Origin of the sequence: Denitromonas iodatirespirans (assembly GCF_018524365.1) — a bacterium.
Lineage (GTDB): Bacteria > Pseudomonadota > Gammaproteobacteria > Burkholderiales > Rhodocyclaceae > Nitrogeniibacter > Nitrogeniibacter iodatirespirans.
Window position 1 is genome coordinate 16,253 of the sequence record NZ_JAEKFT010000010.1, and the last position, 14,252, is coordinate 30,504.

Here is a 14,252-nt window from a genome sequence, read left to right on the forward strand (position 1 = left end):
AGCCCCGATTGGGCGCGGCCCGACAGCCGCGCGATGACCCCATCTTAGCCAGGGTGCGGCGGTACGGACTTTCGTATCGGGAGCGCTCGATCACATGATCGCGCGTTGTGGACGGCGACTTCGGAAGCTTGTGCCGCCGAGCGCCATTGCAGCTGAAGCGGCGCTCAGGCAGGCGGGGCGAACAACTTCTCGATCGGGTAGAAGCCCTTGACGATCGGGGACTTGATGACGATGAAGCTGAAGTACTTGTCGATCCCGATCCGCTGCTCGAGCAGATCCTCGACCACCGTCTGGTAGTGCACCACGCTATGGGTCACGAACTTCACCAAGTAATCGAAGCCACCACTGACCAGGTGACACTCGACGATCTCATCCACGTTGCGGATATGGGACTCGAACTTGACGAAGTCTTCGCGGCGATGGTCGGCCAAGGTGATCTGGGTGAATACCACCTGCACGGGCCCCAGCTTCTCGAGCTCGACATGTGCGCCGTAGCCGGTGATGTAGCCGGCCTTCTCCAGGCGCTTGACGCGGGTGAGGCACGGACTCGGCGACAGCCCCACGGCGTCCGCGAGGTCGACGTTGGGGATACGGCCGTTGCGTTGGAGATGACAGAGAATGCGCAGATCGATGCGATCCAGCTTGGGGGTTCCGTTCATCATCGTAGGCCATTCGCCATATAGTTTTTGTCGCTGGATCATACTGCAAACTGCGCTGCGACAGACAAGACGCCGCAGCGCAGTCGTTGCGCCTCAGCTCAGCGCGGCGCGCACGCTCGGGATGTCGAGCACTTCGTCGAGGGTGCGACGGAGACGCTCGAACATCAGATCGAAATCCGCGCCCGTGTAGCACAACGCCGGGGCGAAGCCGAGCACGTTGTCGCCAAAGGCGCGGAAGATGATCCCGTTGCGGTAGGCGGCGTCGAAGATGTGGTCGGCGAGCTTGAGCGCAGGATCGAAGCGCGCCTTGGTTTCCTTGTTGGCAACCAGTTCGAGCGCGCCCAACAGGCCGCGGCTGCGCGCATCGCCCACCAGCGGATGATCGAGGAGCGCCTGCAGGCCCTGCTCGAAGCGCGGCGCCTGGCGGATGCCGTTCGCCAGCAGGCCGCCCTCCTGGTAGAGGCGCAGCACCTCCAGCCCCACCGCCGCGCTCACCGGGTGCGCGGAGTAGGTATGGCCGTGCCCCACCGGCAGGTCGTTGCCGCCCGCCTCGGCGATGCCCTGGTAGATCGCCTCGCTCATCAACACCGCGCCCATCGGGGCGTAGCCGGCGGTCAGCCCCTTGGCCACGGTCATCACGTCCGGCGTGACGTCTTCCGCCTCGCACGCAAACAGCGGGCCGGTGCGCCCGAAGCCGGTGATGACCTCGTCCACCGCGAACAGGATGCCGAGCTCGCGGCAGGCATTCTGCATCGCCCTGAGCCAGCCTTTGGGCGGCACGATCACCCCGCCGGACCCCTGCACCGGCTCGCAGAAGAAGGCGGCGACGCGGTCGGGGCCGATCTCCTGCACTTTCTCCTTCAGCGCGTCCACCGAAGCGCGGATGATCGCCTCCGGATCCGAGCCCACCGGATTGCGGTAGGGATAGGGCGACGGAATGCGGTGCTGAGTGGGCAGCGGCACATCGAAGTTGCGGTGGAAGGCGGGAATGGCGGTCAGCCCGGAGCCCTGCGCCGACGAGCCATGGTAGCCGCGCTCGATGGTGATGAAGTGCTTCTTCTCCGGCTTGCCCACGGCATTGTAGTAATGGACGATGAAGCGGATCGCCGAATCCACGGCGTCGGACCCGCCCATCGTGAAGTACACCTTGCGCAGCGAGGGCGGCGCGAACTCCACCAGCTTTGCCGCCAACTGGATGGCGGGCTCCGAGCCGAAGTGGAAGTAGCCGGTGGCGTACGGCAGGCGGCGCATTTGCTCTTCGGCCGCGCGCACGATGCTCTCGTGGCCATAGCCCACGTTCACGCACCACAGGCCGGAGAAGGCGTCGAGCAGCTCCTTGCCGGTGTTGTCGGTGAGATAGGCGCCGCGACCGGACTCGAGCACGGCCACGCCGCGCCGCTCATGGGTCCGATAGTTGACGACGGGGTGAATCAGGTGGTCGCGGTCGAGGGCGACGAGGGTATCTCTTTGCATGATCTGTCTGCCGAGTGTTCGTTGAAGGGCGGTCTGAACGCGGCCAGGAGCGCTCTTTGGCCACCCGCCATTCGGCGGGCGAGGCAAGGCTCCTGGCGATGGGTTCATGTTAGCCATGGCCCCGCAGCGGTTGATTCCAACGAAGGGCAGCCCGGCGCGCAGTTATCGCGAAGACGCTTCGGATTCGGCATATCGTGCCGTTCCCCTGTCGCGCCGGAGGATCGAACGGGCGGGCACACCCCGGCCGCCGGTGCGGTCACGGATTTTCCAGTTCTTCATAGGGGTCTTGCTCTGAGTGGAAATCGTCTTGCCAGAGCGGATGGCGCGCAGCGCAAATCCGCAGGTTGGGAACCCCCGGCGGCCTTTTTGCGGGAAACGGGCCTCAATAGCCCCGGCTGCGGTCCACCTGGCCGATCAGCGGGAGCCCCGCGCGATGTCGACGGAGGTTTTCCAGCACCGCTTCCGCCGAACTCTCGGCCTGCGTCATGCTCGCGATATGCGGCGTGACCATGATGCGCGGATGGCGCCAGAACGGGTGCCCCGCCGGCAGGGGTTCGGTGTCGAAGACATCGAGGATCGCCGCAGACAGGCGTCCGCTGTCCAGCGCGTCCAGCAGGTCCTGCTCCACCAGGTGGCCGCCGCGCCCCACGTTCACCAGCACCGCGCCCGGCGCTAGGCGGTCGAACAAGGCCTTGGAAAGGATGCCCCGCGTCGCCTCCGTCAAGGGCAGCAGGCAGACAAGAATGTCGGTGCGCGCCAGAAAGGCATCCAGCCCTGCCTCGCCGGCGTAGGTCTCGATGGTCGGCAGCTCGTGGGCGCTCCGGCTCCAGCCCGCGCAGCGGAAGCCGAAGCCCTGCAGCTTCGCGAGTACCGCCTGGCCGAGCACGCCCAGGCCCAGCACACCGACCCGGCGCGAGCCCGCGGTGTGCGCCTTGATCGGGCGCCACACCTCGTCGCGTTGCTGCGCGGCATAGCTCAGCCAATCACGGTGGGCGGCCAACACCGCCAGTGTGGCGTACTCGACCATGCCGGCCACGAGCCCCGATTCGATCATGCGCACCACCGGCACCTCACGGGGGATGCGCGAGAAATCGAACTGGTCCACGCCGGCGCCCACCGAGAACACGAGTTCCAGGTTCGGGAAGGTCTCCGCCAGGTTCTCCGGCGGCTCCCAGGCGGCGAGGTACTGCACGGCAGACGGGTCGCCGACATCCGGCCAGATGCGGAAATCCATGTCGGGCATGCGCTCGGCGAACAGCCGCGCCCAGACCGCCCCGCGCTCCGGCTCGGACTTGTAGAGAAAGCTCATCGGACCGCTCCGCGCGCGTTCAGCACAGCGCCTGGTTGATGATGGCGAACTGCTGCACGCCCTCGTCAACATGGGGCGGCTCGCCCCGCACCATGATGATCCCGGAGTCGACCCGGTCGAGCCCCATCTCGACCAGCCAGGGGCTGAGCCCGCTGGCGTCATGCACATCGATGCGCACGAAGGAACCGGCGCGCACGCCGATCCAGTGGGCGATGAGGGCCTTGGCCCGCTCCGGGTCGGGGGCGACCACCGGCCCGATCGCATAGCCGCGGCCAAAGCGGCGGCAGAAGGCGAAGCCGACCGGCTCGCCACCGCTGTCGAGCACCACGCAATCCCCCACCTTGCGCAAGGCGTCGAGCACGGTGGCCCGCGGCATGCCGAGCCCCCGGCTCGCGAGACGGGCGAGCTTGGGGGCATCGCTCGCACCGACCGGGCGGATGCGCTCACCGGCGGGCGGCACGGCCGTGCCGACCTGGAACATCGTGCCCTGATGCTGGTGGATCTGGCCGGTCGCGACGAAGCCGAGGCTCTCGTACAGCGGCTGGCCGGCGAGCGTGGCGATGAGCATCGTGCTGCGCTCGCCCAACTCCCCCAGCACCCGGTTCATCAGCTCGCGCCCGATACCTTTGCCCTGCGCGTCGGGCGAAACGACCACCATGCCGAGCGAGCCGTGCTCGCTGCCGTAGGCCCAGCACGAGGCGGTGCCGACGATCGCGCCCTCGCTCTCGGCGACGAATCCGGTTCCGAGGCGATGGACGAACTGCCAGTCTTCGAGCCGATGGGGCCAGCGTACGGCCTGCGAAAGCGCATGGGTCGCGGGCAGGTCGGCCTCCGCCATGCGCCGGTATTCGATCTTGAGGTCAGTGCCTGGAGTTGTCATGAAAGCCTCCTTCAAGTGTCGGCTTACTCTCGCAGGCGGCCGGCGCGATTGATAGGACGTTCTTGCCGATTGGGTACTTTTCGCGCGCCATCGCCCAATTCGGCAGAACACACCGAAAGGCGGACGACAACGAAACATCCTGCCGGAGGCATGCAAAGGACCGACACATGCTGCTCGACCTCACCCCCTATGATCGATAGAAGACGGGCGCCCGACATCGCAGCGGCCGATTCACCCCTAACTATCCCGAGGAACAGCAATGGACCCATTCGATCCCGCGAAGATTGCCGTGCCGAACACGCACTTCATCGGCGGTCGCGCCGTCGGCGGCGCCCGCGAAACCCTGGACGTCCACCGCCCCTCCGACGGCAAGCTGTACGCGGCGCTGCCGTTGGCCGACGCGAACCTGGTGGACCACGCGGTCGAGGACGCCTGGCGCGCTTTCAAGGAAAGCGACTGGGCGACCCGCGCCCCACGCGATCGCGCCCGCGTCCTCCACCGCTGGGCAGACCTGATCGAGGCCGACGTGGCCACCCTCGCCCCCCTCGAGGCGCTGGGCTCCACCCGCCCGATCCACAATGCGGCCAACTGGGACGTGCCGTTCTGCGCCGAGGGCATCCGCTTCTTCGCCGAGTTTGCCGACAAGTGCGGCGGCGAGGTGGTCCCCACCCAGCGCGACCAGCTCGGCATGACCGTGACCGAGCCCTATGGCGTGATCGGCGCCATCGCACCATGGAACTTCCCGCTGGTGATGGCCTCGTGGAAGATCGCCCCGGCGCTGGCAGCCGGCAACGCCGTGGTGCTGAAGCCCTCGGAGATGACCCCGTTCTCGATCGTGCGCCTGGCCGAGCTCGCCATCGCGGCCGGCATCCCGCCGGGCATCTTCAACATCGTGCAGGGCGATGGCCGGGTCGGCGACGCCCTGTGCCGCGATCCGCGCATCGCCAAGGTCACCTTCACCGGATCGACCCGCACCGGCGCCGCGATCATGGCCGCCTGCGCCGAGAGCGGCACCAAGGCGGTGACGCTCGAACTCGGCGGCAAGAGCCCGCAGGTGGTGTTCGCCGACGTGGCCGATGTGGACAAGGTGGCGCGCCGGGTGGCGCAGGCCATCAGCACCAATGCCGGCCAGGTGTGCGTGGCCGGCTCGCGCCTGATCGTGCAGCGGGCCATCGCCGACCAACTCGTCGAGCGCATCGCCGCCGCCTTCGCCGAGCTGGTGGCCGGGCCGACCTGGGAGGCCACCACCACCCTGTCGCCCATCATCTCCGCCCGGGAAATGAAACGCATCGACGGCATCGTGCGCAAGACCGTGGAACAGGGCGGGCAGATCGTCACGGGCGGAGGCGCCACCGCCGAGGACAGCGGCGGCGCCTACTACCAGCCGACCATCCTCACCGGTGTCGACATGAACATGGACGCGGTGCGCGACGAAATCTTCGGGCCGGTGCTCACCGTGCAGACCTTCGAGGACGAGGCCGAAGCGATGCAACTCGCGGCCCACCCATCCTACGGCCTGGCCGCCGGTGTGCACACCGCCGACATCAACCGCGCGCTGCGCCTCGCGCGCGGCCTCGAGGCCGGCACCGTGTGGGTCAACCGCTACGGCCGCAGCTGGGACTTCGCGCTGCCCACCGGCGGCTACAAGCGCTCGGGCATCGGCAAGGACCTGGGGCGCGCCGCCTACGAGGCCAATCTGCGCACCAAGACCGTGCTGATCGACTTCGCGGACGACGCGGCCTGAGCCGCCCGCGACACCACCGCGCATCACGCCCCGCGCCACGGCGCGGGGCATATCGCCGCAGCCATCCCTGCTGCAGCGCCCCTCCCCCCAAATCTGCACACTCAGGCCTGCTTGGCCACTCACCGCCCTGAAACCCGCGCCGTTGTGGGGTGCGTCGGCCTAGCACCAGCGCGCCGCGAAGCGCGGCAAGACGTGCTGCGAGCCCCTTGCAATACCGACGATTGTGTGCCCTGAGAGGCCAAATACGGGACGACCGGGCAATCGCCGGGTGCTGTAATGGTTCCACGGAAACAACATGCACGGACGGCCCGGCTCATCGAGGCTTTCCGGCGAGGTGCGACCGGACCTGGTTTTTCAAGCCCCGACCTACAAGACCCCCTCGATGACAGGAGTAGACAAATGAGCAGCCTGCGGCCCAAGTACATCAGCTTCGATTGCTACGGCACCCTGATCAACTTCCAGATGGCCGAGCTGGCGCGCGAGCTGTTCGCCGACCGTATCGCGCCCGAAGACATGGCGCAATTCACCACCGACTTCGCCCGCTACCGCCTGGACGAAGTGATGGGCGACTGGCGGCCCTACGATGAGCTGCTGTGCAATTCGGTCGAGCGCACCTGCAAGCGCTGGGGCATCGAGTACCGCGACAACGAGGGCTTGCACTTCTACAAGGCCGTGCCCACCTGGCAGCCGCACCCCGATGTGCCCGCCGCCCTGGCGCGCCTGGCCACCGAATACAAGCTGGTGATCCTGTCCAACGCCATGGACGAGCAGATCATGGCCAGCGTCGACAAGCTCGGCGCGCCCTTCCACCGCGTCTACACCGCCCAGCAGGCCCAGGCCTACAAGCCGCGCCTGCAGGCCTTCGAGTACATGATCGAGCAGCTCGGCTGCAACCCCGAAGACATCCTGCACGTGTCCTCCAGCATGCGCTACGACCACCTCTCGGCCGACGACATGGGCATCAAGAACCGGGCCTTCATCGCCCGCGGCCACGAACCCAGCTGGCCGGTCTGGGGCGCCCATGAAATGAAGGACCTCGGCGGCCTGCCGGCGCTGGTCGGTCTCTGAGCGCGCCGGCTTGAGCGCTGCGCCGTCCCGAAAATGCTCTACGATAGCTCGATCCGAGGCTGACAGGACATCCCGATGAGCATTCTCTATCGATCCGATGCAGCACGGGCCGCCGCCTGGGCGAGCTACTTCGCCGAGCATGCCCCCGACCTGGACTTTCGCGTCTGGCCCGATGCCGGCAAGCTCGACGAGGTCGAATACCTCATCGCCTGGCAGGCCCCGGCCGAGTTCCTCGCCACCCTGCCCCGGCTGAAGGTGCTGTTCTCCTCGGGGGCGGGTGTCGACCATGTCGATTTCTCGGCCGTACCGGCGCACGTTCCCGTCGTCAGGATGGTCGAGCCGGGGATCATCAACGGCATGGTGGAGTATGTGAGCCTGTCCGTGCTGGCCCTGCACCGCGACTTCTTCGACTATGTCGCGGCGAAGGCGGCGCGGGTATGGAATCCCCTGGAGGTGCCGCCCGCCTCGGCGCGCAGCATCGGCGTCATGGGCATGGGCTCCCTCGGTCAGGCCGTTCTGGAGCGACTGGCCGCCTACGGCTTCCGCCTGCGCGGCTGGAACCGCTCTCTGCGCCGCATGGAAGGCGTGGAGAGCTTCGCCGGCCCCGATCAGTTGCAGCCTTTCCTCGCCGGCTGCGACATCCTGATCTGCCTGCTGCCCCTCACCCCGGCGACCCGCGGCATTCTCAACCGCGAGCTGTTTTCGGCGCTGCCGACCGGGGCGGCGCTGATCAACGTGGGGCGCGGGCCACATCTGGTGGATGCCGATCTCATCGAGGCACTGGAGTCGGGCCGGCTCTCCCGCGCCATCCTCGACGTGACCGAGCCAGAGCCCCTGCCGCCCGAGCATCCGTTCTGGACGCACCCGCGGGTGTTCGTGACACCCCACGTGGCGAGCATGACCCAGCCCGAGACCGCCGCCCCCATCCTGCTGGAAAACCTTCGCCGGCATCAACGCGGCGAGGCGCTCGTGGGCGTCATCGATCGGTCCCGCGGCTATTGAGGCGGGCAGCCGCCTCCAGCGCACAGCAAGACATGCTGTAGACCCGCCTGAATACGAATGATTGTGTGATGCACATGGGCGGATACGGAATGAAAACGCAGGTACCGAGTGCTGTAATTCAACTACGGAAGCAATACGCGCAGAGGGCCCGGCCAGATGCCGATCTTCCCTCGAACGTGCAAGCAACCCCCGGTCCAGCAAGACCCGATGCAGAAGAACCAATCGACAACAGGAGTAGACAAATGAGCAGCCTGCGGCCCAAGTACATCAGCTTCGATTGCTACGGCACCCTGATCAACTTCCAGATGGCCGAGCTGGCGCGCGAGCTGTTCGCCGACCGCATCGCGCCCGAAGACATGGCGCAATTCACCACCGATTTCGCCCGCTACCGCCTGGACGAAGTGATGGACGACTGGCGGCCCTACGATGAGCTGCTGTGCAACTCGGTCGAGCGCACCTGCAAGCGCTGGGGCATCGAGTACCGCGACAACGAGGGCTTGCACTTCTACAAGGCCGTGCCCACCTGGCAGCCGCACCCCGATGTGCCCGCCGCCCTGGCGCGCCTGGCCACCGAATACAAGCTGGTGATCCTGTCCAACGCCATGGACGAGCAGATCATGGCCAGCGTCGACAAGCTCGGCGCGCCCTTCCACCGCGTCTACACCGCCCAGCAGGCCCAGGCCTACAAGCCGCGCCTGCAGGCCTTCGAGTACATGATCGAGCAGCTCGGCTGCAACCCGGAAGACGTCCTGCACGTGTCCTCCAGCATGCGCTACGACCACCTCTCGGCCGACGACATGGGCATCAAGAACCGGGCCTTCATCGCCCGCGGCCACGAACCCAGCTGGCCGGTATGGGGCGCCCACGAAATGAAGGACCTCGGCGGCCTGCCGGCGCTGGTCGGTCTCTGACAGCGGCGCGCGCGACACGGACCGGACACGAGGTAAAACGATGAAACTCCAATCCTACTGGCTCGACACGGCCCCCCTCTTCACCGGCGGCGAGCAGGAGCCGGTGTCCGGGAATGTCGACGTCGCCGTGGTCGGTGGCGGCTTCACCGGTCTGGCGTCCGCGCTGGCGCTCGCCCGACGCGGCGCCTCGGTGGCGGTCTTCGAGGCCGGCCGCGTGGTCGGCGAGGCGTCGGGGCGCAACGGCGGCCACTGCAACAGCGGTCTGGCCCACGATTTCGGCGCGCTCGCCGCGAAGATCGGCACCGAACGCGCCCGCGCCTACTACCGCGCCTACGATGCCGCCGTGCAGAGCGTCGAGGATATCGTCGTCCGGGAAGGTATCGACTGCGATTTCGTCCGCTGCGGCAAGCTCAAGCTCGCGGCCAAACCCGAGCACTACAGCAAGCTCGCCCGGGCCTGTGAGCGGCTCGCCCGCGAGGTCGACCCCGCGGTGGAGATGATCCCGGCCGAGCGCATCCGCGACGAGGTCGGTTCCGACGCGTTCTTCGGCGGGCTGCTACAGAAGACGAGCGCCCAGATGCACATGGGCAAGTTCGGCGTGGGACTCGCCGAGGCAGCGGCGCGGCACGGAGCGCGGATCCTGGAGCGCGCCCCGGTGACCGCCATCGAGCGGCGCGGCGACGGCAGCTACGAGGTGGTGTCGGCCCGCGGCAGCGTGCGTGCCAGGCAAGTCCTGCTGGCAAGCGGCAACTCCACGGTCGGGCCGTTCGGCTGGTTCCGCCGCCGCATGGTGTCGGTGGGGAGCTTCATCATCACCACCGAGCCGCTCGACCCCGCCCTGCTCGACCGCCTGGTGCCCCATCGACGCGGCTACGTCACGTCCAAGAACGTGGGCAACTACTTCCGCACCACCGCCGACAACCGCCTCGTCTTCGGCGGCCGGGCGCGCTTCGCGATGTCGAACCCGCGCTCGGACGAGAAGAGCGGCCAGATTCTGCGTGCGACGCTGGGCACGGTCTTCCCGGAGCTTGCCGATGCACGCATCGACTACTGCTGGGGCGGGCTGGTGGACATGACGGCAGACCGCCTGCCGCGCGCCGGTCAGCACGGCGGGATGTTCTATTCCATGGGCTACAGCGGCCACGGCGTGCAGATGTCGGTCCACATGGGCGAGATCATGGCCGATGTCATGGCCGGCAAGGCGGAGGCGAACCCGTGGCGCGAGCTCGAGTGGCCAGCGATTCCCGGACATTTCGGCAAGCCCTGGTTCCTCCCCTTCGTGGGGGCCTACTACCGGTTCCAGGACCTGATCCACTGATCACACGACTCAAGGAGACAACACAAGAAACGAACGGCACAACACGCGTTCAACAACGGCGGCACGACCGTCGGCAGAACAAGCAAGCGCTGCATAACGTTCCTGGGCCTCGTGTGCCCACGAGACAGAGACCTATCCACGGAGGAGATCAATCATGCAAGACAAGAACGAGAAATTCGGTGCCCACCAGGACCTGGTGGAGGGCATCGCCGAAGACCTGGGCCGCGGTGTGTCGCGCCGCAGTGTACTGCAGGCGATGCTGGCGAGCGGCATCCTCGCCACCACCGCGGGCGGTCTGCTGACCACCGCGTCCAACGCCTATGCGCAGACGCCGCGCCGTGGCGGTCGCATCAAGGTGGCGGTCCAGTCCGGCTCGAACGCCGACACCCTGGATCCGGCCAAGGGCGCCACAACCGTTGACTACATGCGCGCCTACACCTTCTACAACGGCCTCACCACCCTCGACACCAAGCTCGCGCCGCAAATGTCGCTGGCCGCATCCTTTGCCAGCGAGGACGCAAAGCTGTGGATCGTGAAGCTGCGCAAGGACGTGCGTTTCCACGACGGCAAGCCCTTCACCTCGGCCGACGTGGTCTACTCCCTGCTGCGCCACAAGAAACCGGAGACCGCCTCCAAGGTGCGCGCGGTCGCGGAACAATTCGAAGAGGTCAAGGCCAACGGGCCTGACGAAGTGCAGATCCGGCTCGTCGCCCCGAACGCCGACCTGCCGGCGATCCTCGGCACCTACCATTTCTGCATCGTCCGCGACGGCACCACCGATTTCAGCACGGCCAACGGCACCGGCCCGTTCAAGTGCAAGGAGTTCCGTCCCGGTGTGCGGACCATCGCCGTGCGCAACGAGGAATACTGGAAGCCGGGCCTGCCCTATCTGGACGAGATCGAGTCCTTCTCGATCCCGGACGAAGGTGCCCGCATCAACGCCCTGCTCTCCGGCGACGTCGATCTCATCAACCCGGTCAATCCGCGTTCCGCGGCCCGCATCACCGAAGCCTCCGGCGTCAACCTGATGGCATCGAATACGGGCAACTACACCAACCTCATCCTGCGCGATGACCTGGGCCCGGTGCAGAATCCCGACTTCGTGCTCGCCATGAAGTACCTCCTCGACCGGCAGCAGATCAACAAGGTGGCCTACCGGGGTTACGGCACCATCGGCAACGACCAGCCGATCGCCCCCAACCATCGCTACTACTTCGACGGCCTGCCCCAGCGTCCCCACGATCCGGACAAGGCGAAGTTCCACCTGCAGAAGTCGGGCATGGCCGGCAAGACGGTCCCGATCGTCGCCTCGATCGCCGCGACGGGCTCCGTCGATGTCGCCCAGCTGATGCAGCTGTCGGCCCAGCAGATCGGCCTCAAGCTCGACATCAAGCAGATGCCCGCGGACGGATACTGGTCCAACCACTGGTTCAAGCATCCGATCAGCTTCGGCAACATCAACCCGCGCCCCACCGCCGACCTGATGTTCACCCTGTTCTTCAAGTCGGACGCCAACTGGAACGAATCCGGCTGGAAGAACGAGCAGTTCGACCAGCTCCTGCTCGCCGCCCGCGGCGAAACGGACGATGCCAAGCGCAAGAAGCTCTATGGGGACATGCAGGTGCTGGTCCACGAGAAGGGCGGCATCGGCATCCCGCAGTTCAATGTCAGCCTCGACGGCTATAGCAGCCGCCTGAAGGGCTACAGCGAGCACCCGCTCGGCGGCCTCATGGGCTACATGTACGCCGAGCAGGTCTGGCTGGACGCCTGAGCGACGTCTCGCTCGAGGCCTTCGACGACGAAGGCCTCGTCCGTGCCGCGCGCCGACACCGCGCGCGGCACGGCCATCGCCAGGCTTCGCGCGGGACGTCTCGAATCACCGCTGCAATGCGGTTTTGAGACGCGCTCCCGCCGGGCGTCCCAGCACACCGCGCCCGCGGAGCCTTGAAGACATTGGGGGAACCATGAACAGCACACTTGCACGACTCGTCGTGAAGCGGCTTGGATCGGGAGCACTGACGCTTCTGATCGTGTCGCTGGTGGTCTTCACGATCACCGCTCTCTTGCCGGGCGACGCCGCCCAGGCGCTCCTCGGCCAGGAGGCCACGCCGGAGACCGTGGCGGCCCTGCGCGCCCAGTTCGGGCTCGACCAGCCGGCCTACTTCCGCTACTTCCAGTGGCTGGGCGGGCTGCTGATCGGCGACCCGGGAACCTCACTCGCAAACGGCATGGCCGTCGCCGATCTCATCGGCGGTCGACTGCCCAATACCCTGAAGCTCGCGGCGATCGCGGCGCTGGTCGCCGTCCCCCTGGCGCTGACCATCGGCATTCTGTCGGCGATGTTCCGCGGCTCGCTTTTCGATCGCACCATGAACACGGCTGCGGTCGCCGCGGTGTCGGTGCCGGAGTTCCTGATCGCCTCGCTCGCGGTGCTGCTCTTCGCGGTCCACCTGCAATGGCTGCCGGCCCTGTCGCATGTTTCGGAGATCAACTCCTTCTCCGACTTTCTGCGTGCCTACACCATGCCGGTGCTGACCTTGTGCTGTGGGCTGGTGGCCCAGATGGCGCGCATGACGCGGGCGGCGGTGATCGATCAGTTGAGCTCGCCCTATGTCGAGATGGCGATGCTCAAGGGCGCGCGGCCGATCCGCGTGGTGCTGACCCATGCGCTGCCGAACGCGGTCGGACCGATCGCCAATGCGGTCGCACTGAGCCTCTCCTACCTGCTGGGCGGGGTGATCATCGTCGAATCGATCTTCCACTATCCGGGCATCGCGACCCTGATGCTCGACGCCGTGGCCACCCGCGACATGCCCCTGGTGCAGGCCTGCGCGATGCTGTTCTGCCTGGGCTACATGATGCTGGTCCTCGTGGCCGATGTGAGTGCAATCGTTTCGAATCCGAGGCTACGCAAATGACTTCTTCCATCACGCCCGCGGCGCCCGAAGGCGGCCGCCCCATCGCTCCTTCCATGAACGTGCAGCCGCCGAAGCAACGACGCCGGCCGCGCATGTTGTCCATCACCGGTCTGATCGGCCTGGCCATCGTCGGGTTCTGGCTGGTCATGGCGGTCGCTGGCCCCTCGGTGGCGCCCCACCCGGCCAACGCGCTGGTCAGCGACGATTCCTTCGGCCCCATGAGTAGCGCCTTCCCGTTGGGAAGCGACTATCTCGGGCGCGACATCCTCAGCCGCATCCTCCACGGCGCCCCCTACACCATCGGCGTGGCGCTGGCCGGCACCGTGTGCGCCTGCCTGCTCGGCACCGTGCTGGGCCTCACCGGGGCCGCGGCCGGTACCGGCGGCAAGGCGGGACACTGGGTCGACGAGGTCTTGAGCCGCGCCATGGACGCCCTGATCTCGATCCCGAACAAGCTGTTCGCGCTGATCATGGTCGCCTCCTTCGGCTCCTCGGTGCCGCTCTTGATCCTCACTGCCGCGCTGGCCTACATGCCGGGCTCCTACCGGATCGTACGCTCGCTGGCCGTCAATGTGATGACGCTCGACTTCATCCAGGCGGCGCGCGCCCGCGGCGAAGGCATGGCCTACATCATCTTCATCGAGGTCCTGCCCAACATGTTCCGCCCGGCACTCACCGACTTCGGCATGCGCTTCGTGTACGTGGTGCTGCTGCTCGCCGCGATGAGCTTCCTCGGGCTGGGCGTGCAGCCGCCCGACGCAGACTGGGGCTCGCTGGTGCGCGAGAACATCCTGGCGCTGGGCGAAGGCGCCCCGGCGGTGCTGGCCCCCGCGGTCGCGATCGCGACCCTCACCATCGGCGTGACCCTGCTCATCGATAGTCTCGGCGGGCGTGGCAAGCGCGAAAAGGACGGTGTCTGAGATGAAACGACCCCCACGCTCACTTTGTTCGCTGCCCCCCGAGGGGGCGC

Annotated in this window: 12 protein-coding genes; 8 read left to right on the plus strand and 4 right to left on the minus strand. The window is 67.1% G+C overall.

Annotated features, from left to right (window positions below; all coding sequences use genetic code 11):
• Positions 1 to 164 precede the first annotated feature (164 nt).
• The 4 genes from I8J34_RS10475 to I8J34_RS10490 all read right to left on the minus strand — a co-directional run bounded on the left by I8J34_RS10475 (position 165) and on the right by I8J34_RS10490 (position 4,321).
• Positions 165 to 662 (minus strand): Lrp/AsnC family transcriptional regulator, encoded by a 498-nt coding sequence (locus I8J34_RS10475; RefSeq protein WP_214361350.1) that lies wholly within the window; start codon positions 660 to 662, stop codon positions 165 to 167.
• Between the two features lie 90 nt (positions 663 to 752).
• Entirely contained in the window at positions 753 to 2,132 is a 1,380-nt protein-coding gene (locus I8J34_RS10480; RefSeq protein WP_214361351.1) for an aspartate aminotransferase family protein, read from the minus strand.
• A 382-nt stretch (positions 2,133 to 2,514) separates the two neighbouring features.
• A complete protein-coding gene (locus I8J34_RS10485) occupies positions 2,515 to 3,441 on the minus strand; it encodes a 2-hydroxyacid dehydrogenase (RefSeq protein ID WP_214361352.1) in 927 nt (308 codons plus the stop codon).
• A 19-nt stretch (positions 3,442 to 3,460) separates the two neighbouring features.
• Positions 3,461 to 4,321 (minus strand): GNAT family N-acetyltransferase, encoded by an 861-nt coding sequence (locus tag I8J34_RS10490; RefSeq protein WP_214361353.1) that lies wholly within the window; start codon positions 4,319 to 4,321, stop codon positions 3,461 to 3,463.
• A 259-nt stretch (positions 4,322 to 4,580) separates the two neighbouring features.
• Between I8J34_RS10490 and I8J34_RS10495 the strand changes: the two genes are divergently transcribed.
• The 8 genes from I8J34_RS10495 to I8J34_RS10530 all read left to right on the plus strand — a co-directional run bounded on the left by I8J34_RS10495 (position 4,581) and on the right by I8J34_RS10530 (position 14,202).
• On the plus strand, positions 4,581 to 6,065 hold the full coding sequence (locus I8J34_RS10495) for an aldehyde dehydrogenase family protein (protein WP_214361354.1): 1,485 nt from the start codon (positions 4,581 to 4,583) through the stop codon (positions 6,063 to 6,065).
• A 399-nt stretch (positions 6,066 to 6,464) separates the two neighbouring features.
• Entirely contained in the window at positions 6,465 to 7,133 is a 669-nt protein-coding gene (locus I8J34_RS10500) for a haloacid dehalogenase type II (protein ID WP_214361355.1), read from the plus strand.
• 75 nt (positions 7,134 to 7,208) lie between these two features.
• Entirely contained in the window at positions 7,209 to 8,135 is a 927-nt protein-coding gene (locus tag I8J34_RS10505) for a 2-hydroxyacid dehydrogenase (RefSeq protein ID WP_214361356.1), read from the plus strand.
• A gap of 242 nt (positions 8,136 to 8,377) precedes the next feature.
• The gene (locus I8J34_RS10510; protein ID WP_214361357.1) at positions 8,378 to 9,046 is read left to right on the plus strand and encodes a haloacid dehalogenase type II; all 669 of its coding nucleotides are present in this window, start codon (positions 8,378 to 8,380) and stop codon (positions 9,044 to 9,046) included.
• A gap of 40 nt (positions 9,047 to 9,086) precedes the next feature.
• Positions 9,087 to 10,364: an NAD(P)/FAD-dependent oxidoreductase gene (locus I8J34_RS10515; protein WP_214361358.1), complete on the plus strand. Its 1,278-nt coding sequence runs from the start codon at positions 9,087 to 9,089 to the stop codon at positions 10,362 to 10,364.
• 154 nt (positions 10,365 to 10,518) lie between these two features.
• Complete coding sequence (locus I8J34_RS10520) at positions 10,519 to 12,135, plus strand: ABC transporter substrate-binding protein (protein WP_214361359.1); 1,617 nt, start codon at positions 10,519 to 10,521, stop codon at positions 12,133 to 12,135.
• 193 nt (positions 12,136 to 12,328) lie between these two features.
• Positions 12,329 to 13,282 (plus strand): ABC transporter permease, encoded by a 954-nt coding sequence (locus I8J34_RS10525; protein ID WP_214361360.1) that lies wholly within the window; start codon positions 12,329 to 12,331, stop codon positions 13,280 to 13,282.
• Positions 13,279 to 14,202 carry an ABC transporter permease gene (locus I8J34_RS10530; RefSeq protein WP_214361361.1) on the plus strand — a complete coding sequence of 308 codons (924 nt, stop codon included), beginning with the start codon at positions 13,279 to 13,281 and terminating at the stop codon, positions 14,200 to 14,202. The genes I8J34_RS10525 and I8J34_RS10530 overlap by 4 nt, the downstream gene beginning before the upstream one ends.
• Positions 14,203 to 14,252 lie beyond the last annotated feature (50 nt).